The organism is Methylobacterium sp. GC_Met_3 (assembly GCF_026540775.1).
Lineage (GTDB): Bacteria > Pseudomonadota > Alphaproteobacteria > Rhizobiales > Beijerinckiaceae > Methylobacterium.
Genome location: NZ_JALNUL010000077.1, coordinates 1 through 12,380, shown reverse-complemented (window position 1 = coordinate 12,380; position 12,380 = coordinate 1). Strand labels below are relative to the sequence as shown.

Here is a 12,380-nt window from a genome sequence, read left to right as displayed (position 1 = left end):
ATGTTCTCTGTGCGCGCTCCAGGCAGTAGCGAGATCCATCGCATGGAGGCCACGAGCACCGGTCGCGGCATCCGGTTCACCTGCACTTGCTCGGACAGTACGGAAGGGCGTCATTGCGAGCACCGCCTTGGGTTGCTGCTTGGCGACACCTCGAACCTCGTGGAGGTCGATCAGGTCGCTGTTGAGGCACTGGCCGCGATGACGAAGGGTTCGCCCCTGCTTCGAGCCGTTCACATGTTGGCCCAAGCCGAGGCTGCTGCGGCTGAAGCGGAACTCGACCTGGAGCGCGCTCGGCGGGTGATTGCAACAATCCTAATGGGATAGGCAGTCAGAGCAGCCCCCTGCCCATATCGGAAGGAGCGATCCCTCAGTGCTTCGTCAAGCTGTCGACGGTCTCGTTCGGCCCCAGCTTACCTGAGAACCGCGCGAGATGACCGAGGCTCGGCTCATCCAAGCCGCCGGCATTCGCGAAAGTCGCCAACGCGATACCAACAAGAAACTGAGCCTCCGCCTCGGTGACTTCTCGGCCGCTTAGAGTGCTGGAGACACCCCGCACGGCCAGCACCGCCTGCCGGAATGCGGGATCGCTTTGGAGGTCAGCCAGTCGGGTCATTCGGAGGTGTCTCAGGGTCTCGCACCGCGTGACCCGATCAACGATGTTTGGCAGCAGCGCAAGGGTTCTACGTGCCCAGATCGAAGGCAGTGCAGGCAGAACGCTATGCGTGGCGCGAAGAGGCCGAGCGCGGGCAAAGGAAGCGTCACACCAGCCTCGTAAGGTGTGGGAAAGCGAATACGATCCCCGCGAAAGGGTGAAGGCTGGCCTCCGACCGCTTTGGGTGGGGAGCGGACCTTGGCTTCTGATCCGGAAGCGGACGTTCTGTCACCAATCCAACGCGGTCGTTCAGAATTTCTGATGCAATGCCATAGGCGGAAGTCGAACGAACATCGCGCTGAGGCAAGCCGGTTGGCTTTACGAACAAAATGTCGCAGCTAAGCTGTCGATATCATATGTTTGCGGCACAAGTCCTGCTTAAAGGGTTGCAGACGCAGCGCAGCGTTTGACCGATCCTGCACATTGCTACTTGCTCACGCCGTCGTGAACCAAGATGTGCTCAATTTACCGGCACGCTAGATCAATCTAACAGCATATTGCTTCATTAATGAAGCTCTAACGCAGCGCCGCGTTGTCCAACTCGTCTGCTCAATTCGACGCCTCGCTTCGGCGATTAAGTACCCGTGCGCTCAATGCGCTGGTCTATCTGTATCAATAGGGAAATATCATGTCTGATCAAGTCTCGCTCGAAGACAACCACGCCCTGCTCGTCAAGAACTCGGGCATGCTGCAATCAAATGCAGCGACACTGAAGAGCAATCACGAACTGCTGGAAGCCAACCACGACACGGTTGGGGCCAACAGCACGGCACTCAAGGGCAACAACAAGATCCTTGCCTCTAACGCCGAGACGATCAGTGAGAACCACGCGGCGCTGGAAGCCAACAAAAGTGTGCTGAAGAGCAACCATCAGTCGCTCGTCGCAAACGCTTCGGCGATCAAATCCAACTCGACCGTCGTCCAATCGAACAAGACGGCGATCGCGGGCAACAGCGAAAAGCTCGGTGAGAATGCAGAGGCGCTTGCCAAAAATGCCTCGGTTCTCGAAGCCAACAGCACGACGGTCACGGGCAACAGTGAAGCTCTGGCCGGCAACCACACCTTGCTGGAGGCCAACAAGACGCTCCTGACCGGCAACAAAAAGGTCATGGAGGCCAATGCCGGTACGCTGGCCTCGAACCATCACACGATCGAGGCCAACAAGGCCAAGCTCGATGACAATCACACCCTGCTTGAGACCAACCACTCGCTGATGAGCGGCAACCATTCCCTGCTCGAAGGCAACAAGGATGCTCTCGAAGCCAACTCCGAGAAAATCGCCACCAACACCGACGCGCTGATGAAGAACCAGTCCGTCGTGAAGGCCAATGCCACCACGCTCGCCGAGAATGCCGAGGTGATGGCCTCCAACCATGCTCTGATGGAGTCGAACGCCCGGCTCCTGAAGTCCAATGCCGAGATGATGCGCTCGAACCACGAGTTGCTGGTCGCGATCGCCCACAAGCTCGGCGTCGCCGCCTGAAGCTTCGTGCCCCCGTGCGCGACTTCCTCGTTGCGCACGGGACCTTGTGCCCTTTCAACATGCTCAGGGAGCCGCCGTCATGGCCTCGCAGAAGGCAATCCAAATCAATCTGTTCAGTTTTAAGACCCCACAGATGCGCGCCTTCCACCTGACCTGGATGGCGTTTTTCGTGTGCTTCTTCGCGTGGTTCGCGACTGCACCGCTGATGCCGATCATTGGTGCCGATCTCAAGCTGACGAGTGGAGAGATCTACAACATCACCATCGCCGGCGTGTTCGCGACCATCCTGGCCCGCATGGTCATCGGTCCGATGTGCGACAAGTACGGACCGCGCATCACCTACACCTTGCTCCTGGCGTTGGGTTCACTGCCTGTCTTCGGGATTGCCTTGGCCTGGGACTACACCTCGTTCCTAGTGTTCCGTCTCCTCATCGGCATCATCGGCGCGAGCTTCGTCGTCACCCAGTACCACACGTCAGTAATGTTCGCGCCAAACGTCGTCGGGACTGCCAACGCCACGGTCGGTGGCTGGGGCAATGCCGGCGGCGGCTTCACGCAGAGCGTGATGCCGCTCGTTGTCGGAGGCATCGTCGCTTTCGGCGTCAGCGAAGGCACCGGCTGGCGCTACTCGATGTTCGTGCCGGGCGTCCTCATGCTGATCATGGCGGGCCTGTACTGGCGCTTCACGCAGGACACGCCGGAGGGCAACGTTCCGGATCTACGCCGCCAGGGGATCTCCGTCGATAGCGGCAAGAAGGGCGGCTGGGACGTGATGAAGACAGCCGCGCGAAACTATCGCGTCTGGCTGCTAGCGGCCTGCTACGCAGCCTCGTTCGGCGTCGAGCTGTTCGTCCACAGCATCGCGGTGACCTACTACTACGATCATTATCACCTCTCGGTGGTCGACGCTGGGTACGCGGTCGGTGCGTTTGGACTGCTCGCGCTGTTCGCGCGCGCGCTCGGCGGCTTGTTGTCGGATCGCGTCGCCCGCACCAATGGGCTCGACGGACGCACGTGGCTGCTGTTTGGCCTGATGCTGGGGGAAGGCATCTTCCTCGTTGTCTTCTCGCAGGCGAGTGCCGTGGGTCTGGCAATTACGGCCATGCTCGTGTTTGGCTTGTTCACGCACATGGCGTGCGGTTCGCTCTACGCACTGGTGCCTTTCATCGACCGCAAGGTTCTTGGTGGCGTTGCTGGCATCATCGGCGCGGGCGGGAACATCGGTGGCGTTGCAGCCGGCTTCCTACTCCGGGGGACCGGCAACGTGCAGCTCTGCTTCCTCATCCTCGGCGGTGCCGCGATCGCGTGCGCGTGCGGAGCGGCGCTGATACGGTTCTCGATCAAGCACAAGCAGGACGAGCAGGCGCTCTACGACGCGGCCGTCGCGCAGCGTCGGGCCCTCACAGGCGGCATCGCACCCGCCATGGCGTGATCTCTCGCTGATCCAGAGCGCGTTGGCCGGGATTAGCAGCCCATGCCGATGCGCTCCAGGCGCAGACGAATCTAGGTGTTCGATCGCAACAATCTTTGAAAGCTCACCAGGGGGCTACTGTGCACGTCTTCTGCGCGAATTGAAAAACGGCAGCTTTTCTCAAATTTACTTATTCAAAGCAGACCGGCGCAAATCCACCTAACCCAGTCGCAGGTCCTCATCCAGCAGGCTGCCTAAGAGCGGACCTCCTGATCTTCTGGAAAGGGTCGAAAGCAACCTAAACGTCATGTCGGCAATCCGAACGTTTTCCCGATGATCGCTGGCTACGCACGTTGGGGCCGCCAAAATGGCTGCAAGCCTACCGGAAAATCGCGATGGCTATTCAAACATCGGCAAAACGTGTCTTTCCGACGCCGGGGGCGAGAATGCTGCGATGTCCGGTTTCCTGCATCGTGCAACCGAAAGCAGACCAGCGGCTTTCGGCCGGACTACGCCATGCCGGATCGGCAATGAGGGCAAAACCGGTCTTTCGGCTTTGCGCCCATCCTGGTCATTCGTCGGGCTTTGGCCACGTCCCCAAAGCAGACGCTGATCGCAGGGATCAACCTAGCGTGCTGGCTGTAGGCAAGGGATCATTGACACCTCAGCTGTTTGCCTTTCACTTGGTCTGCTTCAGCAGCAATTAGAGGGTTGCGTTCAGCCATGCGCCGACGAGCCTTCGTAGCCAGTATGGGTGCCGCGGCCGCGGCTGTGATCGCGCGTCCGGCGCTTGTTCGATCGGCGAGCGCCACGACCCTCCGCTTCATCCCACAGGTGGACTTGGCCTTCCTCGATCCGCACTGGACCACGGCCAACGTCACACGCAATCACGGGTTCATGGTCTTCGACACCCTTTACGGGATCGACGGAAACTTCGTGGCCCGGCCCCAGATGGTGGAAGGGCATCTGACCGACAATGATGGTCGCCTGTGGGAGTTGACGCTCAGGGATGGGCTGCTCTGGCACGATGGCGAGACGGTCTTGGCGCGCGACTGCGTGGCCAGCATCAGGCGGTGGTCGCGGAACGACGCTTTCGGCAGCGCGCTGATGCAGGCCACGGACGAGCTATCCGCGCCGAGCGACCGGATCATCCGCTTCCGTCTCAAACGGCCGTTCCCGCTTCTGCCAGACGCGCTCGCGAAGGGCACGCCTTACATGCCGGCGATGATGCCGGAGCGGCTCGCCCGGACGCCCGTCGGCCAGCAGGTGAGCGAAATGGTCGGATCCGGACCCTTCCAGTTCAGGGCCGACGAGCGCCTCCAAGGCGCACGCAATGTCTACGCACGGTTCGAGCGGTATCAACCGCGCGCCGACGGTCCCTCCGAGTGGGTGGCCGGCCCCAAGCGCGCCCACTACGATCGGGTCGTCTGGACGACGACGCCGGACACGGCGACGGCCGCCGCCGCGCTTCAGAACAATGAGCAGGATTGGTGGGAGCAAGCCGCCCACGATTTCCTGCCGCTGCTCCGGGCGAACGGCGACATCCGCGTCACCGTCCCCGATCCGACCGGGGCCACCACCATGCTGCGCCCCAACCACCTCCAGCCGCCATTCAACAACCCCGCGATCTGGCGCGCCCTATGGCGGGCGATCAACCAGTCCGACTTCATGACGACGATCGTCGGCGACAACGCCGATCTAACTTACACGCCGCTGGGCTTCTTCTGCCCGAAGACGGCGATGGCGAGCGACGCGGGGCTGGATGTCCTCAGGGGACCGAGGGACTACGACGCGGTGAAGCGTGACCTGCAGGCGGCGGGGTATGCCGGCGAGCGCGTCGTTCTCCTCGTGCCCACCGATTACATCACGCTCAAGGCCCTTGGCGACGTCGCTGCAGACATGCTCAAACGTTGCGGGTTCACCGTGGACTATATTGCGACCGACTGGGGGACGATGCTCCAGCGAAGGAACAAGCAGACCTCCGTCGACCAGGGCGGGTGGAGCCTGTTCGTGTCGAGCTGGACCGGTCTCGACTGGATGAACCCCGCGACGGACATCGCGCTCCGCGGGAACGGCACGGCCGGCTACGCGGGATGGTACGGCAGCGACGCCATGGAAGCCCTGCGGTCCGATTGGATCTACGCGGCCAATGCACAGGATCGCGCGGGCATCGCGCGCAGCATGCAGTTGAAGGCCATCGACGACGTTCCGTTCTGGCCGCTCGGCCAGTACCTGCAGCCGACCGCTCACCGTAAGAGCATCACCGGGGTGTCCAGCGGCTTCACGACGTTCTGGAATGTCCGCCCTGCCTGAGGCACAGAGCCGGGCGGACTCGATACGGGCAGGAGCTATCCCGCGATGATCCAGTGCGAGAAGAGGCCGGCCTTCGGCGCTCGCGGCATGGTGGTCACCAACCACCCCCTCGCATCCGCGGCCGGCAACGAGATGCTGGCCGCGGGGGGCAACGCCATCGATGCCGCGATCGCCGCCCTGTTCACGCTGACGGTGGTCGAACCCATGATGGTCGGCATCCTGGGGGGCGGGACCGCGCATATCCGGCGGCCGGACGGCTCGCACGTCATCGTCGATGGCCAAGTTACCGCACCGGGCGCGACCACGCCCACGCTCTACACGCCCGATCCGAGGGCGCCGGAAGGGTCTATGGACGTGGTTGGCCGCAGGAACGCCGTCGGGCCGACCGCGGTGGCGACGCCCGGCAACCTGAAGGCCTGGTGCGAGACTCTGGAGCGGTTCGGGACGTTTTCGTTGGGCGACGTCCTGGAGCCGGCGATCCGGCATGCGTCCCGGGGCTTCATGGTCACGCCGTACCTGCACGAACTCATCGGCGAGGCGGCCGCAGATATGGCGCGTGATCCGGCCATCGCCGCAATCTATCTGCCGGATGGACAGCCGATCCGGGCCGGCGATCGGCTCGTGACGGGCGACTACGCCGAGACACTGCGCTGCATCGCCCGGGACGGGCCCGAACTGCTCTACGCCGGCGCTCTGGGCGATCTCTTCGCCGATCACATGGCGGCGCATGGCGGCTATCTCGCGCGATCTGATCTTGAGAACTACCGGACGCTCGATCGCGAGCCCCTGCGCGGCACTTATCGCGGGTACGAGCTCGTCGGACCGCCGCCGCCCGCTTCGGGGCCGCTGCACATCATCCAGATGCTCAACATCCTGGAGGCCTACGACGTCGCCAAGCTCGGCTTCGGATCCGCCGACACCGTCCACCTGCTGGCCGAGGTTCTGAAGATCGCCTTCGCGGACCGCGCCGCCGCGACGGGCGACCCCGCGTTCGTCGGCGTTCCCGTCGACACGATCCTGTCCAAGACCTACGCCGCGGAGCGTCGAGCCGGCATCGACCTTCGTGCCGCCCGAACGTGGTCGGCTGGGGTCGAGCCCGAGGGCTCGCCACACACCACCCACGTCACGGTGGCGGACGCCTTCGGCAACGTCGTCGCCAGCACACAGACGATCAACAGTCTGTACGGCGCTCGCTACGTGGTGCCGGGGACCGGGATGATCCCGAACAACTACATGTTCGTTTTCGACCCACGCCCCGGTCGGGCCAACTCGATCGCGCCGGGCAAGCGCCTCACCTCGTCCATGTCACCGGTCATGGTGCTGCGGGACACGCGGGTGGTCTACGCGCTCGGCCTGCCCGGCGGCCTGCGCATCTTCGCCGCCGTCATGCAGGCCGTCTCCAACCTGATCGACCACGGCATGAGTCTGCAGGAAGCCGTCGAGGCGCCGAGGGTCTGGACGCAGGGCGGGACGCTGGAGATCGAGGCGGGTGCTTCAGCCGACCTGCTGCAGGCGCTGAGACGACGAGGCCACGACGTAATCGAGGTGCCAAATGTCGGCGGCGGCATGGGCGCGATCCGTTTCGGCACCGACGGGATGATGGAGGGGGCCGCCTGCTGGCGCGCCGACGGCACGCCCATCGGGCTCGGAGGAGGCTTCGCGCGGCCCGGGGTCCGCTTCCGTCCGGAGGTCAGCGGTGGGAAGCCGGGATAGCCGCTCATCCCCGAACACGGGTCAGGCCGCCTCAACCCCGCACCAGTCCGCGACGAAGAAGGCGAGGGCCTTCGTGGTTTCGCGCAGCGAGGCGAGCTCGACCCGCTCGTTGAAGCCGTGAACGTCCGCTCCGACCGGGCCGTAGCAGAAGGCCGGGATGCCATAATGCCGGTCGTAGAACCGCGCGTCGTTGAGCGCGGTCGCGAGCCGGCGGCCGAGCGGCTTGCCGGTACTCGTGGCGTGGGACCGGGTCAGCACGTCACGCGCCTCCGGCGCGTCGCGCATGACGTAGCCATGCGAGAGGAAGCCGGACCACATCACCTCCGGCGGGTTATCGGCAAGGTAGGCGTCTGCCTGTGCTGCCAGGGCGACGCATCTTTCGATCTCGCGCTGGCAGGCCTCGACGCCCCAGTCGGGCAGCAGAGCGATGCGGCAATCAAGGTCGCACCACGCCGGGACGCTGGAGGCCCAATCGCCGCCACGGACGATGCCGGGGTTGAAGTTGATCGGATGCGGAACAACTCCGTAGATCGGGTCCGAGGCCGCCCGCGCGTTCCATTCGCGCTCGAGACCCTCCAGCGCCCCTATAATCCTGTAAGCCGCCTTGATCGCGTTGAAGCCTTCGCCCGCGCGTGCCACGTGCGTCGGCCTGCCCTTGACGCCCACGCGGAACCAGATGACGCCGAGGCACATGTCGCTGAGTGCCTGCCCCGTCGGCTCGGGCAGGAGGGCGCAGTCGGCCCGGTAACCGCGCTGCAGGGCCGACAGCGCGCCCGCGCCCGTGCTCTCCTCCTCGACCACCGATTGGAAATGCAGGCGGCCCCGAAACCGGAAGCCGGCTGCACGAACCGCCTCGACCGCGTAGAGCGCCGCGATCGTCCCGCCCTTCATGTCGGCCGCTCCGCGCCCGTAGAGCCAGCCGTTCTCCACGCGGGGTGCGTAGGGGGGGCTGTCCCAGAACTCGAGCGGCCCGGCCGGGACCACGTCGCAGTGGCCCTGGAGAATGATAGAGCGGCCTCCGCCCGCCACCGGGTTGAGCGTACCGACGACGGTGCGTGCGCGGGAGAAGTCATGCTCGATGACGCCCATGTCGGGCAGGCCGCGCAGATCAGCGAGGTCGATGCGCCAGTCGTCGACGGCGTAGCCTCGCGCGCGCAGGAGATCGGCCATCAGGTCTTGCGCAGGTGCCTCCGCACCGCGCGTGCTTGGCACGGAAATGAACTGGCAGGTCGTTTCGAGCTGCTCGTCGAACGCCGCGTCGACGCGGTTGGCGATGAGGCCTCTTATCTGATCGTCGATCAAGGTCATCTCCACTGCCGATTGGTCTTGGATGGGGCAGACCAAGGCACCACGAAGAAGCGCTTGAACGGCTGTATCGCACGGTCGCGTCCGCTACAGCCGTTCCGGTTGACGGCCACATCCGGCCAACGTCCTATCGGCTTTGGACGGCGCTTGTCTCACCCACTAACGTTCCGGAGCGGAGATGTAGACCGGCGAGAGGCTCTGGTTCCAACTCTGGGCCTGGACGAAACCCTTCACGCTCGGGTTCATGGCGCGCGGGTTCACGTCATGGACGACCATGACGAAGAGCGCGTCGTCGACAAATTTCTCGTGGATCCGCATCAGTACCTTGGCCTGCTCAACGAGGTCGAAGGTGTTGCGTACGTCGTCGAACATTTTGTCCATCGCTGGATCGCAATAATATCCCCAGTTGCTTCCCACGGGGGCCGTCAGATCGCACTTGAGATGACGGATCAGCGCACTGTACGGATCCTGCAGCGAGTAGCTGTAGTTGATGCCGGTCACGCCGCGTGAGATGTCGGCCTTGGCACCGGCGCGCCACATGTTGATGAGTGTGTTCCATTCGACCACCTCGTAGTCGATCTGGATGCCCACCTCGGCGAGGTTCTGCTGTATGAACTCGTTCATCGGCAGGGGCTGCATTTGGCCGGAGCCCGATGCCGAGATCGCGATCTTCGTCCTTAGGGGCTTACCCGGGCTGTAACCGGCTTCCGCCAAAAGATTCCTGGCCGCGCCGGGATCGTACCTGAGCTCGAACGACGGATTGCCGAACCACGGGTCGTCAGGCGGGAGGAACCCGGTGGCCGGCACCGCTAGGCCGCCGAGTAGCTCCTTCAGTCCCTCGCGGTCGATCGCGAGATTGACCGCCTTGCGCACCCGGATGTCGTTCCAGGGTGAACCCGCGATGCGAGACAGGTGCCACGTCCAGTTGTGAGGATACGAGTTTGTGGCAATCGTGAAGCCCGCTTTCCTCAAGGACGCCACCGCATCCGGCGACGGCGCCTCAATCCAGTCGACCTGACCGGAACGCAGCGCGGCGACGCGCGCGTTCGCATCGGGCAGCGGCACAAGCACCAGCTTGTCGAGCTTCGGCACACGCGACGCGTCCCAATAGAAGTCGTTGGGCACCATCTCCGCGCGCTCACGCGGGGCGAACAGCGTAAGCTTCCACGGACCCGTACCGGACGGCTGCTTGGCGAAGGCGTCCCAGGATCGACCAACCTTCTCCCATTGCGCCGGTGAGGACATGGCGATGTAGACGAGCTGGTAGGGCAGCGTCGCATCGGGCGCCTTTGTCACGATCTCCAGCGTCATCGGATCGATCGCCCGATAGCTCGCCACCGCCGGGATACGCACCTTGCCCTGCGCGGCCTGGCGTGGGTCGTATTGAGGAGCGTCGGGCCTCAACAGCTTGTCGAGATTCCAAACGGCGGCGTCGGCGCTGAAGTCGGATCCATCGTGGAATGTGACGCCGGGTCGGATCCTGAACGTCCATCTGTTCCTATCGACCGGATCCACCGTCCAGTTCGTCGCGAGACCAGGGATTAGGTCGGCAGGCTTGTCGGAGCGGGTGAGGTCCCATGCGATCAACGCGTCGTAGATCGTTTGCCCGACGAAGCGGATCCCCTCGCCACCATTGTCCGCCTGTCCTGTGGTCAGCGGGATGTCGGAGGCGGTCATACCGATCCGCAGCACGCCCTGGGCCGAGGAGGCGTCGTGCATGCCCAGCAGCAAGGCGAGGGACAGAATTGCGGATCCCCAGGATGGCAACGTCGACATGTCGGGACCTCGGTCTCGTGCCGACGTGGGATGGCCGGCGGCTGACGGCTGTCCCGCAAATCTCCAGCCAAGGTATCTGCAAGGGTTGCATGCGGCTTCCTGCAGTCGCCGGTTCCGGAGCTTGGCAGCGGCTTTGCACCGGCGGGAGAATACGCGGTTGCAGGGCGTTCGGTCCGGTCGCGCCGTATCCAGAAAGGTGAGCTCCCCATGGTTCAACTCGTCGTCGGCGGCGCTCAGATGGGCCCGATTCAGCGTGCCGACAGCCGGCAGGTCGTCGTGGCCCGGATGATCGCCCTTCTGGAAGCCGCCGCCGCTCGGGGTGTCGAGATGCTGGTCTATCCGGAGCTCGCGCTTACGACCTTCTTTCCGCGCTGGCACATGGAGGACGAGGCCGAGATCGACGCGTTCTTCGAGCGCGAGATGCCGAACGGCGCGACGGCGCCCCTGTTCGAGCGCGCACGCGCCCTCGAAGTTGCGATCACCTTCGGCTACGCCGAACTGACGCCCGAGGGACGCCGCTTCAACACTTCGATCCTGACCGATCGGGCCGGCGCCATCGTCGGCAAATACCGCAAGATCCATCTGCCCGGACACAGCGAGTTCGACCCGGAGCGCACCCACCAGCACCTGGAGAAGCGCTATTTTGAGCCGGGCGATCTCGGATTTCGCGTTTGGCGCAACGCCGGTGTCGTGATGGGCATGGCGATCTGCAACGACCGGCGTTGGCCGGAGACCTACCGGTGCCTGGGCCTTCAGGGGGTGGAACTCGTCACGATCGGCTACAACACCCCCTCGGCGAACGGTCAGCAGAGTGCTGAAGGCCTGGAGAAGCGTCTGTTCCATTCCGACCTGTCGCTTCAGTCGGGCGCCTATCAGAACGCGACTTATGTCATCGGCGTGGCCAAGGCCGGCATCGAGGATGGGCATCCGCTGATGGGCGGCTCGATCATCGTCGACCCGGATGGGTTCGTCCTCGCGCGGGCGGCGACAGAAGAGGACGAACTCATCCTGGCCCCCTGCGACTTCGATAAGTGCGCCTTCGGCAAGACGACGATCTTCGACTTCGCCCGGCATCGCCGAACCGAACACTACAGTCGCATTACCGCGCAGACCGGCATGCAGATTGAGGTTTGATCCGTCGCCCCTGTCTTTTGCCGACATCGCTGCGATGAGCCGATGCCGCCAGTCACATTACGGGCATCCTAAAGTCCACAAGGTGACGTAGGATTCATCACCGCATTCCTTCGACACCTTGCGAGCCAGCGACTGCGCTCTCACTCTGCCCGCATGAAATTGCGTGTCAGACGTTCTGCATAGCCTCGACGAGCCAGGAGTGGCTCGTCAGCTTTCGAACCTGGCACTCGCAAAAGTCGACCAGCCGCTTCCGGCCAGGATCGGTCGCCGCTGACTGCGCGCATGAAGGTCTCAGATGGGTGGATTTCCGCCAGTCCGCTTTGAGGCTAAGGCGCATGAAAGCGGCCGTCGCCGCCGCGCCCGCTCACGACCCTTCGCAGACCCTCACGATGTCCGCTTCGCGGCCTTCTGGCTAGCCGGTCTGTTATCGGTGGTTTGATTGATAAAGTTCGTTTCGGACGGTCTCAGCCAATATTCAAAACAAACTAGTGGCTACGGTTCGCCTGGGCCATACTAAAACGAACTATCGCGCCGGTTCCTGCCTGCGTGCCTAGAGCGTGTTATGAACCAGTCATAAGTCGTTCGGCCTGTTG

At 63.7% G+C, this 12,380-nt stretch carries 9 protein-coding genes; 6 read left to right on the top strand and 3 right to left on the bottom strand.

Going from position 1 to position 12,380, the window contains the following annotated elements; genetic code table 11:
- On the top strand, positions 1-324 hold a 324-nt coding region (locus OXS27_RS30080), incomplete at its 5' end, for a hypothetical protein (RefSeq protein ID WP_267361228.1).
- 43 nt (positions 325-367) lie between these two features.
- Here OXS27_RS30080 and OXS27_RS30075 read toward each other — a convergent pair.
- On the bottom strand, positions 368-613 hold the full coding sequence (locus OXS27_RS30075; protein WP_267361226.1) for a hypothetical protein: 246 nt from the start codon (positions 611-613) through the stop codon (positions 368-370).
- 667 nt (positions 614-1,280) lie between these two features.
- On the opposite strand from OXS27_RS30075, the gene OXS27_RS30070 reads away from it, so the two are divergent.
- The 4 genes from OXS27_RS30070 (at position 1,281) to ggt (ending at position 7,572) form a co-directional block, all read left to right on the top strand.
- Positions 1,281-2,135 (top strand): hypothetical protein, encoded by an 855-nt coding sequence (locus OXS27_RS30070; protein ID WP_267361224.1) that lies wholly within the window; start codon positions 1,281-1,283, stop codon positions 2,133-2,135.
- A 79-nt stretch (positions 2,136-2,214) separates the two neighbouring features.
- Entirely contained in the window at positions 2,215-3,567 is a 1,353-nt protein-coding gene (locus OXS27_RS30065; RefSeq protein WP_267361222.1) for an MFS transporter, read from the top strand.
- A 702-nt stretch (positions 3,568-4,269) separates the two neighbouring features.
- Positions 4,270-5,859, top strand: a complete 1,590-nt coding sequence (locus OXS27_RS30060) for an ABC transporter substrate-binding protein (protein ID WP_267361220.1) — start codon at positions 4,270-4,272, stop codon at positions 5,857-5,859.
- A 45-nt stretch (positions 5,860-5,904) separates the two neighbouring features.
- Complete coding sequence (gene ggt / locus OXS27_RS30055; RefSeq protein ID WP_267361218.1) at positions 5,905-7,572, top strand: gamma-glutamyltransferase; 1,668 nt, start codon at positions 5,905-5,907, stop codon at positions 7,570-7,572.
- A 21-nt stretch (positions 7,573-7,593) separates the two neighbouring features.
- On the opposite strand, the gene OXS27_RS30050 is transcribed toward ggt, so the two are convergent.
- The gene (locus tag OXS27_RS30050; RefSeq protein ID WP_267361216.1) at positions 7,594-8,880 is read right to left on the bottom strand and encodes an ArgE/DapE family deacylase; all 1,287 of its coding nucleotides are present in this window, start codon (positions 8,878-8,880) and stop codon (positions 7,594-7,596) included.
- Positions 8,881-9,036: 156 nt separating this feature from the next.
- Complete coding sequence (locus OXS27_RS30045; protein ID WP_267361214.1) at positions 9,037-10,653, bottom strand: ABC transporter substrate-binding protein; 1,617 nt, start codon at positions 10,651-10,653, stop codon at positions 9,037-9,039.
- A 207-nt stretch (positions 10,654-10,860) separates the two neighbouring features.
- Between OXS27_RS30045 and OXS27_RS30040 the strand changes: the two genes are divergently transcribed.
- Positions 10,861-11,787 (top strand): N-carbamoyl-D-amino-acid hydrolase, encoded by a 927-nt coding sequence (locus OXS27_RS30040; protein ID WP_267361212.1) that lies wholly within the window; start codon positions 10,861-10,863, stop codon positions 11,785-11,787.
- The last annotated feature ends 593 nt before the right edge of the window (positions 11,788-12,380 follow it).

What these genes read in the sequence shown, in the direction of transcription:
- OXS27_RS30070 (WP_267361224.1), top strand. Translation starts at nt 1,281, where the DNA reads ATGTCTGATCAAGTCTCGCTCGAAGACAACCACGCCCTGCTCGTCAAG.
- ggt (WP_267361218.1), top strand. Translation starts at nt 5,905, where the DNA reads ATGATCCAGTGCGAGAAGAGGCCGGCCTTCGGCGCTCGCGGCATGGTG.
- OXS27_RS30065 (WP_267361222.1), top strand. Translation starts at nt 2,215, where the DNA reads ATGGCCTCGCAGAAGGCAATCCAAATCAATCTGTTCAGTTTTAAGACC.
- OXS27_RS30050 (WP_267361216.1), bottom strand. Translation starts at nt 8,880, where the DNA reads ATGACCTTGATCGACGATCAGATAAGAGGCCTCATCGCCAACCGCGTC.
- OXS27_RS30045 (WP_267361214.1), bottom strand. Translation starts at nt 10,653, where the DNA reads ATGTCGACGTTGCCATCCTGGGGATCCGCAATTCTGTCCCTCGCCTTG.
- OXS27_RS30040 (WP_267361212.1), top strand. Translation starts at nt 10,861, where the DNA reads ATGGTTCAACTCGTCGTCGGCGGCGCTCAGATGGGCCCGATTCAGCGT.
- OXS27_RS30075 (WP_267361226.1), bottom strand. Translation starts at nt 613, where the DNA reads ATGACCCGACTGGCTGACCTCCAAAGCGATCCCGCATTCCGGCAGGCG.
- OXS27_RS30060 (WP_267361220.1), top strand. Translation starts at nt 4,270, where the DNA reads ATGCGCCGACGAGCCTTCGTAGCCAGTATGGGTGCCGCGGCCGCGGCT.